The organism is Streptomyces sp. NPDC031274, assembly GCF_055570235.1.
In genome coordinates this window covers 104,951-121,325 of the sequence record NZ_JBVIHP010000027.1, presented here as the reverse complement: position 1 = coordinate 121,325, position 16,375 = coordinate 104,951, and the positions used below count along the sequence as shown (strand labels likewise).

The 16,375-nt window shown below is 69.6% G+C and carries 14 protein-coding genes; 7 read left to right on the top strand and 7 right to left on the bottom strand.

Annotated elements, in window-relative coordinates; translation table 11 throughout:
• Positions 1-151: 151 nt before the first annotated feature.
• Both phoP and phoR read right to left on the bottom strand, forming a co-directional pair.
• Positions 152-832, bottom strand: coding sequence for a two-component system response regulator PhoP (gene phoP / locus ACZ5CR_RS34570; protein ID WP_383276627.1), 681 nt, complete (start codon positions 830-832; stop codon positions 152-154).
• Entirely contained in the window at positions 829-2,088 is a 1,260-nt protein-coding gene (phoR, locus tag ACZ5CR_RS34565; RefSeq protein WP_468864925.1) for a two-component system sensor histidine kinase PhoR, read from the bottom strand. Before phoR ends, phoP begins: the two co-directional genes overlap by 4 nt.
• Positions 2,089-2,371: 283 nt before the next feature.
• Between phoR and phoU the strand changes: the two genes are divergently transcribed.
• On the top strand, positions 2,372-3,052 hold the full coding sequence (gene phoU / locus ACZ5CR_RS34560; protein ID WP_468864923.1) for a phosphate signaling complex protein PhoU: 681 nt from the start codon (positions 2,372-2,374) through the stop codon (positions 3,050-3,052).
• 97 nt (positions 3,053-3,149) lie between these two features.
• Here phoU and ACZ5CR_RS34555 read toward each other — a convergent pair whose 3' ends face one another.
• Positions 3,150-3,305 (bottom strand): hypothetical protein, encoded by a 156-nt coding sequence (locus ACZ5CR_RS34555; RefSeq protein ID WP_468864920.1) that lies wholly within the window; start codon positions 3,303-3,305, stop codon positions 3,150-3,152.
• 376 nt (positions 3,306-3,681) lie between these two features.
• Here ACZ5CR_RS34555 and ACZ5CR_RS34550 point away from each other — a divergent pair, with 376 nt between their 5' ends.
• On the top strand, positions 3,682-5,670 hold the full coding sequence (locus ACZ5CR_RS34550) for a WD40 repeat domain-containing protein (protein WP_468864918.1): 1,989 nt from the start codon (positions 3,682-3,684) through the stop codon (positions 5,668-5,670).
• 9 nt (positions 5,671-5,679) lie between these two features.
• Here ACZ5CR_RS34550 and ACZ5CR_RS34545 read toward each other — a convergent pair whose 3' ends face one another.
• Complete coding sequence (locus tag ACZ5CR_RS34545; RefSeq protein ID WP_468864915.1) at positions 5,680-6,981, bottom strand: MDR family MFS transporter; 1,302 nt, start codon at positions 6,979-6,981, stop codon at positions 5,680-5,682.
• Between the two features lie 276 nt (positions 6,982-7,257).
• Between ACZ5CR_RS34545 and ACZ5CR_RS34540 the strand changes: the two genes are divergently transcribed.
• Both ACZ5CR_RS34540 and ACZ5CR_RS34535 read left to right on the top strand, forming a co-directional pair.
• Positions 7,258-8,019, top strand: coding sequence for a phosphoglyceromutase (locus tag ACZ5CR_RS34540; protein WP_468864913.1), 762 nt, complete (start codon positions 7,258-7,260; stop codon positions 8,017-8,019).
• A 481-nt stretch (positions 8,020-8,500) separates the two neighbouring features.
• Positions 8,501-9,979, top strand: coding sequence for an MFS transporter (locus ACZ5CR_RS34535; protein ID WP_468864911.1), 1,479 nt, complete (start codon positions 8,501-8,503; stop codon positions 9,977-9,979).
• 91 nt (positions 9,980-10,070) lie between these two features.
• On the opposite strand, the gene ACZ5CR_RS34530 is transcribed toward ACZ5CR_RS34535, so the two are convergent.
• Complete coding sequence (locus ACZ5CR_RS34530) at positions 10,071-11,072, bottom strand: helix-turn-helix transcriptional regulator (protein WP_468864908.1); 1,002 nt, start codon at positions 11,070-11,072, stop codon at positions 10,071-10,073.
• A 165-nt stretch (positions 11,073-11,237) separates the two neighbouring features.
• On the opposite strand from ACZ5CR_RS34530, the gene ACZ5CR_RS34525 reads away from it, so the two are divergent.
• A complete protein-coding gene (locus ACZ5CR_RS34525) occupies positions 11,238-11,636 on the top strand; it encodes a VOC family protein (RefSeq protein WP_468864906.1) in 399 nt (132 codons plus the stop codon).
• Between the two features lie 13 nt (positions 11,637-11,649).
• Here ACZ5CR_RS34525 and ACZ5CR_RS34520 read toward each other — a convergent pair whose 3' ends face one another.
• Complete coding sequence (locus tag ACZ5CR_RS34520) at positions 11,650-13,545, bottom strand: S9 family peptidase (RefSeq protein WP_468864904.1); 1,896 nt, start codon at positions 13,543-13,545, stop codon at positions 11,650-11,652.
• Between the two features lie 202 nt (positions 13,546-13,747).
• Here ACZ5CR_RS34520 and ACZ5CR_RS34515 point away from each other — a divergent pair, with 202 nt between their 5' ends.
• Together ACZ5CR_RS34515 and ACZ5CR_RS34510 are read left to right on the top strand one after the other, a co-directional pair.
• Entirely contained in the window at positions 13,748-14,527 is a 780-nt protein-coding gene (locus ACZ5CR_RS34515; protein WP_468864901.1) for a DUF3159 domain-containing protein, read from the top strand.
• 167 nt (positions 14,528-14,694) lie between these two features.
• Positions 14,695-15,345 (top strand): TetR/AcrR family transcriptional regulator, encoded by a 651-nt coding sequence (locus ACZ5CR_RS34510; protein ID WP_468864899.1) that lies wholly within the window; start codon positions 14,695-14,697, stop codon positions 15,343-15,345.
• Between the two features lie 111 nt (positions 15,346-15,456).
• Here ACZ5CR_RS34510 and ACZ5CR_RS34505 read toward each other — a convergent pair whose 3' ends face one another.
• On the bottom strand, positions 15,457-16,362 hold the full coding sequence (locus ACZ5CR_RS34505) for an NADP-dependent oxidoreductase (protein WP_468864897.1): 906 nt from the start codon (positions 16,360-16,362) through the stop codon (positions 15,457-15,459).
• Positions 16,363-16,375 lie beyond the last annotated feature (13 nt).

Sequence of the window (16,375 nt, the reverse complement as noted above, 5' to 3'; positions counted from 1 at the left end):
GGAAGAAAGAAGGGAGGGCGGAGAGGCGGGCAAAAAAAGAAGAAGAGAGCAAACAGAACACAACAGACAAAAGAAACAGAAGGGAAAGACCCCCCCCCCCCCCCCCCCCCCCCCCCCCCCCCTCCCGTCTGTGCGTCTACCGGGGTGCGGCCTACGGCTCGAACTTGTAGCCCAGGCCCCGCACCGTCACCAGGTAGCGCGGCGCCCCCGGGTCCGGCTCGATCTTGGCGCGCAGGCGCTTGACGTGGACGTCGAGGGTCTTGGTGTCGCCCACGTAGTCCGCGCCCCAGACGCGGTCGATCAGCTGCATGCGGGTCAGGACGCGGCCCGCGTTGCGCAGGAGCATCTCCAGGAGGTCGAACTCCTTGAGGGGCAGGTCGACCTTGGAGCCGGAGACGGTGACCACGTGACGGTCCACGTCCATGCGGACCGGGCCCGCCTCCAGGGCCTGCGGGGCGACCTCCTCGGGCTCGCCGCGGCGGCGCAGGACCGCGCGGATGCGGGCCACCAGTTCGCGCGACGAGAAAGGCTTGGTGACGTAGTCGTCGGCTCCTATTTCGAGGCCGACCACCTTGTCGATCTCGCTGTCCTTGGCGGTGACCATGATCACCGGGACGTTGGAGTGGCTGCGCAGCTGGCGGCAGACCTCCGTGCCGGGCAGACCCGGCAGCATCAGGTCGAGTAGGACGAGGTCGGCGCCGTTGCGCTCGAACTCGTCGAGGCCGTCCGGGCCGGTGGCCGCGATGGCGACCTCGAAACCCTCTTTTCGGAGCATGTAGGACAGGGCGTCGCTGAAGGATTCCTCGTCCTCGACGACGAGCACTCGGGTCACGGAAGGACCTCCGGGGCAGGAATGGGTTCGTACGCAGTGGTCTCGTCGGGCCGTGCGGTGTCGGCTGCGCTGCCGTCTCCGCCGTGACCGGATCCGCGGTCGCGGGCAGCGGCTGCTTCGGGCAGCCGCAGGGTGAAGGTGGAGCCCTGTCCCTCGGAGCTCCACACGGTGACCTCCCCGCCGTGCGAGGCGGCCACGTGTTTGACGATGGCGAGGCCGAGGCCGGTGCCGCCGGTGGCCCGGGAACGGGCCGGGTCCACCCGGTAGAAGCGCTCGAATATGCGCTCCTTGTCCTTGTCGGAGATGCCGATCCCCTGGTCGGTGACGGCAACCTCGATGAGGTCTCCGCCCGGCGCGTTGACCCGGCGGGCGGCGATGCCGACGCGGGTGCGGGCGGGCGAGTAGTTGACGGCGTTCTCGACGAGATTGCCGAGTGCCGCGGCGAGCTGGCCGCGGTTGCCCCATATCCGCAGGTCGGCGGTGCCGCCCGCGGCCATGGTGATCTGCTTGTGGGAGGCCTGGTGACGGCTGCGGTCGATCGCTTCCGCCACCAGCTCATCGACACGGACGGGTTCGGCGTCCTCCAAGGGGTCGTCGTTCTGGACCCGGGAGAGGTCGATGAGCTCCTGGACGAGGCTGGTCAGGCGGGTCGCCTCGATCTGCATGCGGCCCGCGAAGCGTTCCACGGCCTCGGGGTCCTCCGACGCGTCCATGACGGCCTCGGAGAGCAGGGAGAGCGCACCCACCGGGGTCTTGAGCTCATGGCTCACGTTCGCCACGAAGTCGCGTCGTACGGCTTCGATGCGGCGGGCCTCTGTGAGGTCCTCCACGAGGAGAAGCACCAGGCGGGAGCCGAGAGGGGCCACGCGTGCGGAGACGGCGAGGGCCTCGCCCCGGCCGGTGCCGCGCCGTGGCAGGTCCAGCTCGACCTGGCGTATCTCGCCGTCGCGGCGGGTGTCGCGCGCCATCTGGAGCATGGGCTCCACGGCGAGCTTGCCGCCGCGGACCAGGCCGAGGGCGTACGCCGCCGAGCTGGCCTTCACCACGCTGTCCGCCTCGTCGAGGACGACGGCGGACGAGCGGAGCACGGAGAGAACCGTGTCGACGCCCGGCGGCAGTACGGGGTCTGTGTGCAGGGAGGTCCGGGTGGGGCGTTTCAGGTCGCGCTCGCTCCAGCGGAACGCCAGCATGGCGATGACACCGGTGCACACTCCGGCGATCGCTGCCGCTGCGGCGACCGCCGCGTTCACGTCCATGCCTCCAGGTTATGCGCCGGATGAGCACCAGCCCCAGCCATCCGGGTGCCGCCTCGAACACTCGTCGCCCAGAGTTCACCGAGGGGACGGTGTTGGTTCACTTCGGCCGAACGGGTTACCCCGGTCCGCGCCGGGGCGACTCCCGGGTGCGCGTCGGACGTCGCCCACAGTTCACCTCGGTGACAGGGGCGGTTCATTCGGGATGTCGGAAACGGACGCGTCCGACGCGCACCGTGGGAGCGTGGGGGTCAGCCCCCGGGTCGTACTAGAGAGGGACATCCACATGCGGGACGCGTACCACGAGGAACTTGACTCGATCGGCGAAGGCCTGGTCGAGATGGCCCGCCTTGTCGGGTCCGCGATCGGGCGCGCCACCACGGCCATGCTCGACGCCGATCTGAAGCTGGCCGAGAGCGTGATCGCCGCTGACCAGAAGGTCGACGATCTGCAGCACGAGCTGGAGGCGCGCGCGATAGCCCTTCTGGCACGGCAGCAGCCGGTCGCCACCGACCTGCGCATCGTCGTCACCTCGCTGCGGATGAGCGCCGACCTGGAGCGCGCGGGCGACCTCGCACAGCACGTCGGGAAGCTGGCCCGCCTGCGCTTCCCGGCGTCGGCCGTGCCGCACGACCTGCACGCGACGATCCTGGAGATGGGGCAGCTCGCGCAGCGGCTCATGGCCAAGGCGGCGGAGGTCATCATCACGAAGGACGTCGACCTGGCGCTCCAGCTCGAGCAGGACGACGACGAGATGGACCTGCTGCACCGCACGCTCTTCCAGCACCTGATGGACGACCGCTGGAAGCACGGCATCGAGACGGCCGTGGACGTGACGCTCCTCGGCCGCTACTACGAGCGCTTCGCCGACCATGCGGTGTCGGTGGCGAAGAGGGTCGTCTACCTGGTCACGGGCGAGCACGCGGACGAGATCCAGCCCACGGGCACGCCCGTGGAAGGCGCCTGAGCCCTACACCGGCCGACGCGCGCGCAAAGGGGTGTGCCCCGCACGATCGGTGCGGGGCACACCCCTTTGCTCTGCTCCGAGTGCCTCGGCTTCAGCTTCAGCCGCAGCCGCCGCACTGGCACGGTCCGCCCGACTGGCAGCCGCAGCCGCAGCCCGAGCCGCAGCCGCAGGCGCCGAGCAGTACGAGCGCGGGCAGGCCCGACGAATCGGCGGGCTGCTCGGGGACGGGTTCGGTCATCGGGGACTCAGCCATGGGTCTCCTCCTCGAAGGCGTACTGCGAAGGCGTACTACGAAGGCGTACTGCGCAGGCTTACGGCGAAGGCGCACTGCCTGTTGCCTGTTGCCCGTTCCATCTGTTGCCCGTTCCAGCTGTTGCCAGTTCCAGCTGTTGTCCGTTCCATGCCCACTGAGAGGGGCGCACCAACGGCGCACACGCGCGTGCGCAGGGCCCGGCGTTCCGGATCACCGCCCGCGAAACTCCGCACGGAACTCCGGGAGTTCACCCAAGCTCACCCACGAAACTCTCTGCACAACCTTCACAGAAATGCCTTACTGTGAGTTCGCTGTGCAGGGGAATCAAGTCCCGGGTCTCTGACCTGGGTTCTTCTTATGTGGGGGGTCACATACCGTGCGTACGCGCACCATCTCGACCGCGACAGCGCTCGCGGTCCTCTTCAGTTCCGCGGCCCTGGTCGCGACGGCGTCCGGCCAGGCGGTGGCGGACTCATCGAAGCTTCTGAACGTGAAGTCCTCGGGTGACGTTCTCGTGGACGGCGAGCACCAGCGCGTCTACGTCTCCGACCCGAAGGGCGGCAAGATCGTCGTCACGGACTACGCGGGCACGGTCAAGGCCACCCTGGACGGGCTGCCGGACGTCGAGGGCCTCGTGCTCTCGCCCGACTCCGGCCAGGTGTACGCGGCCGTGGCGGGGCTCAACCGGATCGTCTCCGTGGAGACGTCCTCGTACACGCAGAGCGCGAGCTACGCGCTCGACGGCGCCGAGAAGCCGCGCACGCTCGCGCTGGCGAGCGGCAAGCTGTGGTTCGGCTACGGGCCCGACGCCGAGGGCGGCATCGGCTCGCTTGACTTCTCCGGCGGTGAGCCGGTCGTCGCGCTCGACCAGGACGGCGAGGCGAGTTTCTACGCCGCGCCCGAGCTCGGCTCCGACCCCGACTCGGGGATCCTGGTCGCGGGCGAGAAGGTGACCAGCAACGACACCCTGACCGTGTACGACGTCTCGGGCCCGAAGCCGGAGTTGAAGGTCAGCAAGTCGGTGGAGGGCGGCTTCTTCGACGACATCGCGGTCTCCCCCGACGGGACCCAGATCGTCACGGCGAGCGGCTCCCCGTACTACCACCCGGTGTACTCCACGAAGGACCTGTCGCCGCTGGGCCGCTACGACTCGGGCGACTACGGCTCCGCCGTGGACATCGCCCCGGACGGCACCGTGGCCGCGGGCACCTTCTCCTGGTACGGGCCCGACGTGCACATCTACCAGCAGGGCAAGTGGTCCAAGGTCCGGGAGTACGAGTTCCCGAACACCAGCGGCAGCAGCGGCGGCGACACGCTGGCCGAGGGCGGGCTCGCCTGGGCGCCGGACGGCAGCCGGCTCTTCGCGGTCTCCGACAACGGCCAGGGCGCCTTCTCGCTGCGGGTCCTGAACGACCCGGCCAAGTCGCTGCCCACCCTGACGGTGGACGCCCCCACGAAGGCGCCCCGCGCCAAGTCCCTCACCGTCACCGGCAAGCTCACCGACACGGCAGGGCTGCCCGCCGGGACCGAACTGGCCGTCACGCGCACGGACGTCGAGTCCCCGGACGGCAAGAAGCTGCCCGCGGTGAAGACCAAGGCGGACGGCTCCTTCTCGTTCACCGACACGCCGCCCGCGGGCGGCAAGGTGAAGTACAAGGTCGCGTACGCGGGCGACGCCACGCACGCCGCGGCATCCGCGTCGGACACGGTGGACGTCTCGCGGACCGCGACCAAGCTGACCCTGAACAAGAACGGCAAGGTCTACGGCTACGGCGCCGACGTCTCCTTCACCGCGCACCTCGGCTCGACGTACAAGAACCGCACGGTCGAGATCTGGGCCAACCCCTACGGCGGCGACAAGCCCAACAAGCTGGTCAAGACCGGGAAGGTCAACTCCAGCGGCAACATCTCCGCCACCGTGGACATGAAGCGCGACACGACCGTCACCGCCGTCTTCGCGGGCGACGCGCGTTACGGCTCGAAGAAGGCCACGTCCACGGCGTACGCCAAGGTCAAGGTCTCCACGGCCGTCTCCAAGCACTACAAGACGGGCAAGATCGGCTCCACGAAGTACTACTGGTTCCACAAGAACGCCGACCCGGTCTTCAAGACGTCGATGACGTACTACAAGGGCCGCAAGCAGCGCTTCCAGCTCCAGGTGCACGCGAACGGCGCGTGGCGGTCCGGGGGCAGCCCCGAGTACTTCAAGCTGAACGCGGACGGCACCTGCACCGTCCGCCTGGAGGGTCCCGGCCAGTCGGGTATCAAGGCGCGGGTGCGTTCGTCGTACATCAACGCGTCGTCGGGCGACAACGTGAACTCGACGACGCACGGGGCGTGGAAGTACCTCAACTTCACCCGGTAGGCGAGAGCTTCACCCAGTAGGCGAGTGGGTCTCCTGCACGGAGGCGGGGGCGGTGGTCGGCGCTGCGGGAGTCGGCCCCGCGCCCACCACCACCTCCGTCTCCGTCTCCTCGGCCGGAAGCCCCCGCATGAGCGACCAGTACCCGAGCGCGGCGACGGTCCCGACGACCGCGCAGGTGCCCCAGAGCCACTGGGCGCCGAAGTGGTCGATGACGACGCCGGACATCAGCGGGGCGACGAGCGCGGCGACGGCCCACGACAGGCTGTACATGCCCTGGTAGCGCCCCCTGCCGTGGGTCGGCGAAAGGCGCACGACGAGGCTGGTCTGCGTGGGGGCGTTGACGATCTCGGCGAGGGTCCAGACGCACACGGTGAGGGCGAAGACGCCGATGGACCCGGCGAACGCGGTGAGCCCGAAGCCGTAACCGGCGAGCAGCGCGGAGATGATCAACAGCCGCTGCGGGTCGCGGTGTTCGATGAAGCGCGTGACGGGAATCTGAAGAGCGACGATCAGCACGCCATTGACGGCGATGGCCATTCCATAGTCGACGGGCGTGAACCCGGCCTCACCCATCGCGACGGGCAGCCCCACGGCGCCCTGCTGGAAGATCACCGCGATGAGGAAAGACAGCCCGACGACACCCATGAAGCGCCCGTCGCGCAGGACGGTCCCGAGACCGACGTCCGGTTCCGACGCCTTCTCCAGGGCGGTCCGCACGGGCCGTGACTCCGGCAGCTTCGCGAAGACGACGATGGCGCAGACCATGGTCATCACGGCTTCGATGAGGAACCCGGCGAGGTAGCTGAACTCGGCGATGAAGCCCGCGCCCGCGGACGAGATCGCGAACCCGAGGTTGATCGCCCAGTAGTTGAGCGAGAAGGCCCGCACCCGGTCCTCGGGGCGGACGATGTCGGCCATCATCGCCTGGACGGCGGGCCGGGACGCGTTGCTCGCCATGCCGACGAGGAAGGCGACGGCCGCGATGGCCAGGGGGTCCTTCATAAAGCCGAGGAGGGCGACGGAGAGGGCCGTGGACGACTGGGCGATGAGGAGCGTGGGCCGCCGCCCGAGCCGGTCGGTCATGACGCCCGCACCGATCGAGGAGACGACGCCGCCGAGGCCGTGCAGGGCGGCGACGAGACCGGCGTACGTCGCGGAGTAGCCGCGGTCGATGGTCAGATAGAGCGCCATGAAGGTGGCGACGAAGGCACCGAGCCGGTTGACGAGGGTGCTGGTCCACAGCCACCAGAACGCACGGGGAAGACCGGAGACGGACTCTTTGGCGGCGCGTCTCAGGGCGGCGAGCGGCATTGGTTTCCCCCGTGGATGAGTGTGGCTGGGTGTGGATGGGTGTGGATGAATCAGGCGTGACGTGCGGATGCGACGTGCGGATGTGACGTGCGGATCGACAGGTCGCCACGCAAGCCCATGTAAGCGTCTCTATCGACGAGCGAACATTACGACCAGCGGGCCGGGAAGAGCCAGTGGATTAGCGGAACCCGTCAACCGACGCCCGGCCCGTGGCCGCGCTGTCCGGGCTACGGGCGGACGCGCGGGGCAGCGGGCGGTTCGATTACGCTCAGGGGCATGGCCGACGCACCGTACAAGCTGATCCTCCTCCGTCACGGCGAGAGCGAGTGGAACGCGAAGAACCTGTTCACCGGCTGGGTGGACGTCAATCTCAACGAGAAGGGCGAGAAGGAGGCGGTCCGCGGCGGTGAGCTGCTCAAGGACGCCGGCCTGCTGCCCGACGTGGTCCACACGTCACTCCAGAAGCGCGCGATCCGCACCGCGCAGCTGTCCCTCGAGGCGGCCGACCGCCACTGGATCCCGGTCCACCGCAGCTGGCGCCTGAACGAGCGCCACTACGGCGCGTTGCAGGGCAAGGACAAGGCGCAGACGCTCGCCGAGTTCGGCGAGGAGCAGTTCATGCTCTGGCGCCGCTCGTACGACACCCCGCCGCCGGCGCTCGACCGCGACGCGGAGTACTCGCAGTTCTCCGACCCCCGCTACGCGACGCTCCCGCCGGAGCTGCGCCCGCAGACGGAGTGCCTCAAGGACGTCGTCGTCCGCATGCTCCCGTACTGGTTCGACGGCATCGTCCCCGACCTCCTGACCGGCAAGACGGTCCTGGTCGCGGCCCACGGCAACTCGCTGCGCGCCCTGGTCAAGCACCTGGACGGCATCTCGGACGAGGACATCGCGGGCCTGAACATCCCGACGGGCATCCCGCTCGCCTACGAGCTGGACGCGGAGTTCAAGCCCGTGAAGCCGGGCGGGACGTACCTGGACCCGGACGCGGCGAAGGCGGCCATCGAGGCGGTCAAGAATCAGGGCAAGAAGAAGTAGGTTTCGCGATCATGCCCCTGAGCTGCGCGTTCGGCGCGGCTCAGGGGCATTTTCATGCAGCGGGCCCTCTCTGGGCCCTCAGTCCGGCGGGTCCTGCGGCTGGGCACGGCCCGATCTTTGCTTGCCGATGCGCGAGGAGCCCGTACCGTGCTGGGTAAATCCGTTTGCGTCCCCGGCTGGCTGACCTAATCTGTCGGAGGTCTTGTGCGGCGGGGCCCCTGCCGCACCATTCGGCGCGTTCGGCGTCGATGCGTACCGCGTGCCCGACCGGGAGGAGGTGGGAAACATGGACTGGAACTGGACAACGAGTGTTGCGGCCATAGTTGCCCCCGGCCGTGTGCCCCCGTTCGGCGCGCGGTAGGACTCTCCCCCTCGCGGCACCTCATGGTGGTGTCCGCTGCTCTCGCGATCCCTTGTGTCGCGTCCCGGGGTGTAGGACCGCGCGTCTGCTCCTACACCTCTGACACAGAATGTGATCGCCTTGACCAAGAAGTCCTCCCCCGGGGACACCGTGCCCACGCCGGTCCCCCACACCACCGCGAACGCGGCCGAGTTGCCCGATCCGAAGCGGTGGTGGGCCCTCGCCGTCATCGCAGGCGCCCAGCTCATGGTGATTCTCGACGGCACGATCGTGAACATCGCCCTGCCCTCCGTCCAGAACGGACTGGGCATGTCGGATGCGAACCGGCAGTGGGTGATCACCGCATACTCCCTGGCCTTCGGCGGCCTGCTCCTCCTCGGCGGCCGGATCGCCGACCTGGTCGGCCGCAAACGCACCTTCATGATCGGCCTGGTCGGATTCGCCGCCGCCTCCGCGCTCGGCGGCGCGGCCGACGGCCCCGGGGCACTGTTCGCGGCGCGGGCCCTGCAAGGGGCCTGCGCGGCCGTCCTGGCCCCCTCCGCACTGTCACTGCTGACGACGACGTTCACCGACCCCGCCGAGCGCGGCAGAGCGTTCGGGATCTACGGCGCGCTCGCCGGGGGCGGCAGCGCCATCGGGCTGCTGGTGGGCGGCCTGCTCACCGAGTACGCGACCTGGCGCTGGTGCCTGTACGTCAACATTCCCATCGCGCTGGCCGCCCTCGGCGGCGCGCTGGCCCTCCTTGAGGACAGCCCCCGCCAGCGCGGGGTGCGCCTCGACGTCCCCGGCGCGCTGCTCGCATCCGGCGGGCTCGTGGCGATCGTGTACGGCTCCAGCGACGCCGAATCCGCCGGCTGGGCCGACCCGTTGGTCCTGACCCTGTTCGCGGCCGGTGTGGTCCTGCTCGCCGTCTTCGTGTGGTGGCAGTCCCACGCCAAGCATCCGATGCTGCCGCTGCACATCGTCAGGGACAGAACCCGTGCGGCGGCGCTCGCGACGATGGGCCTGGCCACCGTCGCCATGTTCGGCGCCTTCCTGTTCCTGACCTACTACCTCCAGGCCGTCCTCGACTACTCACCCGTACGGACCGGACTGGCGTTCCTGCCGATGTCCGTCACGATCGTCATCGGCGCGACACAGATCGCCGCCCGTCTCCTGCCCCACACCGCCCCCCGCAACCTGATGGCCCCCGGCATGCTCCTCGCGGCCCTCGGCATGCTGCTCCTGACCCGCCTGAGTATGAACTCCGCCTACACCACCGGGGTGCTGCCCGCGCTGGTGCTGCTCGGCCTGGGCATGGGACTGACGTTCATGCCGGTCTACGCGACGGCGACCGCCGGGGTCGCCCCGAAGGACGCCGGAGTGACGTCCGCGACCGTCTCCACCTTCCAGCAGATCGGCGGCTCCCTGGGCACCGTCCTGTTGAACACGATCGCGTCGTCCGCCGCCACCCGCTACATCGACGCCCACCCGTCCCGGAGCCGGGGCCTGGGGGAGGGTATGGTGCACGGCTTTACCGTCGCGGCCTGGTGGTCGGCGGGCGTCCTGCTCCTTGCAGCGCTGGTCGCGGCCATGGCCAAGACGCCTGAGAAACCCTGACGAAGTGATCTCCGAGGTCGTTGGACCACTCCGGATCGGATGGTGTTCCAGGGCATCCCGCATTTTCCGTTCGCGGGCCTTCTGTGGGCCGTCAGCGAGGCGGATCGTCCCGTCGGGCGGAGTGCGTGAGGCGGGCGGCGAAGGCTTCGACCAGGCCGCGTAGTTCGTCCGGGCGTTCGATGATGAACGGGCGGTCGAGGGAGGCGAGTACGGCGGGGAGCCAGTCGAGGCGGTCCGCGCGCAGTTCGACGCCGGACCAGCCATCGGTCTGCGGCAGTTCTTCCACGATCGCGACGCTGGGGGGTAGTCGCGTGTGGATGTGCGCGGCTGTCGCCTGGACGCGCAGGGTCACCTCATGCCGGTACGGAGCTGTGGCGAGGCTCGTCAGAACGCGCTGCGCCGGGTCCGGTTCAGCGGGTGGTTCGAACGAGCCCGGCAGGGTTCTGGCGTCCGTGATGCGGTCCAGGCGGAACGTCCGGTCCTCGCCGGTCGCGAGATCCACGGCGGTCACGTACCACTTGCCCGAGTGGGCGACGAGTCCGTGCGGGTGCAGCGTGCGTTCGCTGCGGTCGCCGTTCGCGTTGGTGTAGCGGATCGAGATCGGCCGGTGGTGGTTCACCGCGTCGGCGACCGGGAGCAGGACCCCCGTTTCCGGGGCGAACTCCGGGCCGCCCGCTCCCCCGCCGGGCCGCTGAGACGTGAAGGCGAGGGAGCCGAGCACGGCGTCGAGTCTGAGGCGTAGTCGCTCGGGCAGTACGCGCCGGATCTTGGCGGCCGCCGTCTCGCTCGCCGTGCCCGTGGTGGTGGTCGTCAGGCCTTCGCGCTGCCCCGCGACCAGGCCGAGGAGTACGGCGAGCGCTTCGTCGTCGCTCAGCATGAGCGGCGGCATACGGAAACCGCGGGTGAGCCGGTAGCCGCCGTAGCGTCCGCGCACCGATTCGACGGGCACGTCGAGGTCGACGAGGTGGCCGACGTAGTGCCGCACCGTGCGTTCGTCGACGTCGAGCCGGTCGGCGAGTTCGGACGCGGTCCGGATGCCGCCCGACTGCAGGAGCTCCAGCAGGGTGAGTACGCGGGCGATGGGGCGAGGCATGTTCGGAAGTCTGCCGTATATACCGGGCGGGTTCCGCCCGGTATTGGTCATAGCCTCTGGTCAGAAGCACCGAACGAACGGCCTCAATGGCCTCGACAGCCCGAACGGCCTCAACGGCCTGTCGGCAAATGGCCTGACAGCCTGAACGACCAGGAGTGGACCCCCATGAATTTCGTCTCTGTTCGCATCATCACGAGCGACGTCGCCCGCCTCGTCGCCTTCTACGAGCGCGCCACCGGGGTAGCCGCCAGCTGGTCCAACGAGGACTTCGCCGAGCTGCGGGTCGCCTCGGCCACCCTCGCGATCGGCAGCACCCGCACGGTCCCGCTGTTCTCGCCCGGCTCCGCCCGCCCGGCCGACAACCACAGCGTCATCCTTGAGTTCCTGGTCGACGACGTGGACAGCGTCCACAAGAACCTGACCGCCTTCGTGGAGGACTTCGTCAACGAGCCCACCACGCTGCCCTGGGGCAACCGCTCGCTCCTGTTCCGCGACCCTGACGGCAACCTCGTCAACTTCTTCACGCCCGTCACCCCGGCCGCCATCGAGAAGTTCGGCCGCTGAGGACGGAAGGCCACTACGGCAACGGCCTGTGGGCCTCGAAGCCCAGATGTTCGGCCAAGAAGCGTTCCGCCGCGGTGTAGAGGGCGATCACGTTCTCCGGGTTCTCGATGGCGTGCCCCTCGTCCTCCATGACGGTGTACTCGACGGGGACGCCTCGTGCGCGGAGAGCCTCGACGAGCTGGTCGGACTCGGCGAGGACCACGCGGGCGTCGTTGGCTCCGTGCACCACCATCAGCGGTGTACGGATCTGGTCGACGCGGCTGATCGGGGAGCGGGCCAGCATGTCGGCCTCCTGCTCCGGGTCGGCCGGGTCTCCGACGTACGTGAACCAGTTGTAGGCGAGCATCGGCTTGACGAAGTCGGGCTGGCTGCGCATGAAGTTGGCCAGGTCCGAGACGCCGACGACGTCGATGGCGGCGGCGAAGACGTCCGGGGTGAAGGTGACACCGACCAGCGACGCGTAACCGCCGTAGGAGCCGCCCATGATCGCCACGCGCTCCGGGTCGGCGTACCCCTGGTCGACCGCCCACCGCACGCCGTCGATGAGGTCGTCGTGCATCTTGCCCGCGAACTCCCCGATACCGGCCCTGGTGAAGGCCTTGCCGTAGCCGGTCGAGCCCCGGAAGTTGACCTGGAGGACCGCACATCCCCGGTTGGCGAAGAGCTGCGCCGCGGGGTGGTACCCCCAGCTGTCCCGGGTCCAGGGACCGCCGTGGACGAACAGCACGAGGGGCAGCCGGGACGGCTCGACGCCGACCGGCAGCGTGAGGTGCGAGGGCAGGGTCAGACCGTCGCGGGAGGGGATCGACACCGGTCGCATCGGTGCGAGGGAATCGGGGTCGAGATGCGGCTTCGCCCGGTGGAGCAGGCGGCTCTCGCCGGTGGTGTGGTCGTAGAAGAAGGTGACCCCGGGGTCGCGGTCGTGGGTGAAGCCGACCACCCACCGCTGTCCGCTCTCGTCGGAGGACACTCCGGCGAGATCACCGTCGGACAGCTTCTCCAGGTTCTCCAGTACGGCGGCGAAGTGCGGGTCCAGGGCGTGGATCACCTGCCGCTCCCCCAGGTAACGGACCCCGAGCAGCTCACCTGTGCGCCGGCTGCGGATCAGCGGCGACGGCAGGGTGGGAAAGACCCGTGCGCGGGTGTCCAGGTCGTACTGCGGGTGGGAGTCGACCTCGTGCTCCTCGCCGGTCGCCAGGTCCAGCCGGGCCAGGCGGAGGCGGTCGCTCCCCCGGTGCGAGCCCACCCACACTCCGGCGCCGTCCGGTGTGACCTCCATGGGGTAGATCCCCAGCGGGGAGTCGCCGCCATCGAACCGCGCCACGGGGTCCAGCGCATCCGTCGCCCCGTCCCACCGCGACAGCTGGATGTCGCCCTCGGCCGTCGTCGCCATCGCGAACGGCTCGCGCTCGCTGTACAGCCACCCTTCGACTTTGCCGCCGGGGCTCTGGGCGAGGGTCGTGAGGTCGCCGGTGGCGATGTCCAGCTCGACCAGGTCGAACTGGGCCCGGTCGCGCACGTTCAGCTGAGTGACCACCTTGCCGGGCCGCCCGGCGGGCAGGTCGACGCCGATGGCCCGCGCCCCGGGGTACGGCGTGAGGTCCACCGCGGCGGCGTCCGGGTCCTCCAGGTCGACGCGGTAGAGGTGCACGTTCTCGTCGCCGCCCTGGTCCCGGGTGTAGAGCAGCCAGCGCGGGTCACGGGTCCAGTGGTAGCTCACCACCCCGCGGTCCTCGGCCGTCACGCACCGCGCGTCACCCGGAGCGTCGACGCTCTCGACCCATACGTTCATGCGGTTCTTCCACAGCGCCAGGTACGCCAACTTCGTACCGTCCGGCGAGAGCGTGACCGTCGCGCGGGGCGGCGGCCCGAAGAACTCTTCTACGGAGATGGTCTCCCGCTGTGTCATGTCGATCCTTTCCCTTTCCTCAGCCGTGCTCGTGTGTCACTTAGTGACACTGCCACGTTGTCACTAAGTGACAGATGGCGCAAGCGCCCGACCCCTCCGAGCGTGAGGGGGTAGCCAGATGCGTCACTTAGTGACACGATGTCATCAAGTGATGCACCACCGCATCGCCTCGCCCTCAGACGAATCGGGAGACGTGACCACCATGGACAGCAACAGCTTCCTGGAGACGGAGACCAAGTCCGACGCGCAGACGGAGCGGGTGGGACAGGCAGGACAGGCAGGACAGGCAGGACTGGTAGAGCAGGCGGGAGGACACGCAGGGCAGGCGGGAGGATACGCGGGTCAGGCGGCGCCCCGGCAGCAGCGGCCTTCCGTCCTGGATCAGGCGGGTGGCACCAAGGGCATGGTCTACTCGACGGTGCCCGCGCTGGCCTTCGTCGTCGCCCACAACTTCCTCGGGCTCACGGCGTCGATCGTCGCCGCCTTCGCCGTCGCCGTCGCCATCGGCGTCGCCCGGCTGGTGAGCGGGGAGTCGTTGCAGCCCGCGATCGGCGGCGTGTTCGGTGTCGCGGTCGCCGCGGGCGTCGTCTGGTTCACCGGCTCCGCCAAGGACTACTTCCTCATCGGCATCTGGGCGAGCCTCGCCGGCGCCGTCCTGTTCCTGCTCTCCGTCCTGGTGCGCTGGCCGCTGGCCGGCCTGATCTGGAACACGGCCACCGGCAAGGGCAACGTCTGGCGCGCGGACAAGCGCTCGCGCCTCTACTACGACATCGCCACCCTGGTCCTGGCCGCCGTCTTCGGCGCCCGGTTCGCCGTCCAGCAGTACTTCTACGCCACCGACCAGGTCGGCTCGCTGGGCGCCGCCAAGATCGCCATGGGCTTCCCGCTGCTCGCCCTGGCCCTCCTCGTGGTCGCCTGGGCCGCCCGCTGCTCCAACAAGCGACTGACCGCCATCGGCCTGCTCCCCGCCAAGAGCGCCTGACCTCCTCCCACCTGACCCGCCTGACTTCCTCCCACCTGACCTCCCCCGGTACGCACCGGTTGCGGACGTCACTTAATGTCAGTACGACACTCACGAAGAAACCCACTGAGACACCCCCGAAGACACCCCGAAGACACCCACGGCAGGAACGCGAGCGGAGGCGGGACATGAAGGAGCAGCGGCGCGACAAGCTGCGCCTGGAGATCTCCCGGGAGGCGGCACGCCTGTTCTGGGAACAGGGCGTGGACGCCACCAGCGGTGATCAGATCGCCGAAGCGGTGGGCCTGTCCACCCGCACCATCTGGCGCCACTTCCGCAACAAGGAGAGCTGCGCCGAGCCCATCGTGACGCGAGGCGTCGAATGGGAGATGCGCACGCTGCGCGGCTGGCCCGCGAACCTCTCGCTCGAAGAGCACTTCAGGGCGGAGGCGGGCCGGTTCCGCCGTGAGGCCGACCCCGTCGAGCTCGCCGACAACGCGCTCGCGATGCGGATGATCTGCCTTGCCGACACCGAACCGCCCCTGCGCACCGCCTGGTTGATGGCTTGCGACCAGGTGGAGCGCGAGATGGCCGGGATTGTCGCGAAGCGTCTCGGACTCCCGGCCGACGACCTCCAGGTGCGCCTGCACGCGGCAGCGGCCTCAGCCGCCTTCCGGGTCCTCAACGAGCACATCGGCGCGGCTCTCCTCGACGGCGCCGACCCCGCACAGTTCGCCGACGCCCCGGAACGCGTGGCGGACGCCATCCGCAGGGCCACGGGGGGCGCCGTGGGGGACCCGGTCGACCCGGTCGACCCGGTCGCCCCGGTCACCGACTGAGCCAGCCACCTCAGAGGCGATCGACTGGCTCAGTCGGTGACCGGCTCAGAGACGACCGACTCAGAGGCGACCGGCTCAGAGGCGACCGGCTCAGGGGCAATACCAACCGACTCAGAGGCGGATCACGAGCTTCCCCCGTGTGTGCCCACGCTCGGCGTCGGCATGGGCCTGTGCGATCTCTTCGAAGGCGTAGGTCCGCTCGATGCGGGGTGTGTAGCGGCCTTGCCCACCGAGCTCTGCGGCCTCAGCCAGCAGAGCGGAGTCGTTCACGGCGTTCACCACGCGTACGCCCAGGCGCTCCGCGTTGACGTGGTCGGCGACCGTGGACACGCGGGCAGGGTCGCCCACGATCGCGACGAGGTCGGCCAGGGACCCGGAGGCCGCGGTGTCGAGAGCGAGGTCGACACCGTGCGGGGCGAGGGCGGCGAGGCGCTCCGCGAGACCGGTGCCGTAGGTGGTGGGGACGGCGCCGAGAGAGGCGAGGAACTCGTGGTTGCGCTCGCTGGCCGTCCCGATCACGGTGGCGCCCTGGGCCACGGCGATCTCGACTGCGGCACTGCCCACTCCTCCGGCGGCGCCCTCGACGAGAAGGGTGCGCCCGTCAAGGGGGCCGAGCGCCTTCAGCCCGCCCATCGCGGTCACGGACGCCAGACCGGCGGCGGCTGACTCCTCGTCGCTCCACGTGGCGGGCGAGTGGGCCCAGGCCGAGAGCACGGCCAGCTCGGCTGTCGCGCCGGTGACACCGCCAAGACCGAAAACACGGTCGCCGACGCCGACCTCCCGCACCCCGTCACCGATCTCGTCGACCACACCGGCGGCGTCGCGCCCGGGGATCGCGGGCAGCTCCAGGGGGAGCATCTCGCGCGCCGCGCCGGAACGCACTTTCCAGTCGACGGGGTTGACGCCGGCAGCCGCGACACGGATGCGGATCTCCCCGGGCCCGGGGTGCGGTTCGGGTACCTGCTCGATCACCAGGGTCTTTACGTCGCCGTACTCATGGAAGCGGGCTGCGCGCATGAAGTCCTGCCTT

Bases quoted from the DNA above. Each gene is read 5' to 3' on its own strand.
- phoR (WP_468864925.1), bottom strand. From the start codon at position 2,088: ATGGACGTGAACGCGGCGGTCGCCGCAGCGGCAGCGATCGCCGGAGTG.
- phoU (WP_468864923.1), top strand. From the start codon at position 2,372: ATGCGGGACGCGTACCACGAGGAACTTGACTCGATCGGCGAAGGCCTG.
- ACZ5CR_RS34555 (WP_468864920.1), bottom strand. From the start codon at position 3,305: ATGGCTGAGTCCCCGATGACCGAACCCGTCCCCGAGCAGCCCGCCGAT.
- ACZ5CR_RS34545 (WP_468864915.1), bottom strand. From the start codon at position 6,981: ATGCCGCTCGCCGCCCTGAGACGCGCCGCCAAAGAGTCCGTCTCCGGT.
- ACZ5CR_RS34540 (WP_468864913.1), top strand. From the start codon at position 7,258: ATGGCCGACGCACCGTACAAGCTGATCCTCCTCCGTCACGGCGAGAGC.
- ACZ5CR_RS34530 (WP_468864908.1), bottom strand. From the start codon at position 11,072: ATGCCTCGCCCCATCGCCCGCGTACTCACCCTGCTGGAGCTCCTGCAG.
- ACZ5CR_RS34525 (WP_468864906.1), top strand. From the start codon at position 11,238: ATGAATTTCGTCTCTGTTCGCATCATCACGAGCGACGTCGCCCGCCTC.
- ACZ5CR_RS34520 (WP_468864904.1), bottom strand. From the start codon at position 13,545: ATGACACAGCGGGAGACCATCTCCGTAGAAGAGTTCTTCGGGCCGCCG.
- ACZ5CR_RS34515 (WP_468864901.1), top strand. From the start codon at position 13,748: ATGGACAGCAACAGCTTCCTGGAGACGGAGACCAAGTCCGACGCGCAG.
- ACZ5CR_RS34510 (WP_468864899.1), top strand. From the start codon at position 14,695: ATGAAGGAGCAGCGGCGCGACAAGCTGCGCCTGGAGATCTCCCGGGAG.
- ACZ5CR_RS34505 (WP_468864897.1), bottom strand. From the start codon at position 16,362: ATGCGCGCAGCCCGCTTCCATGAGTACGGCGACGTAAAGACCCTGGTG.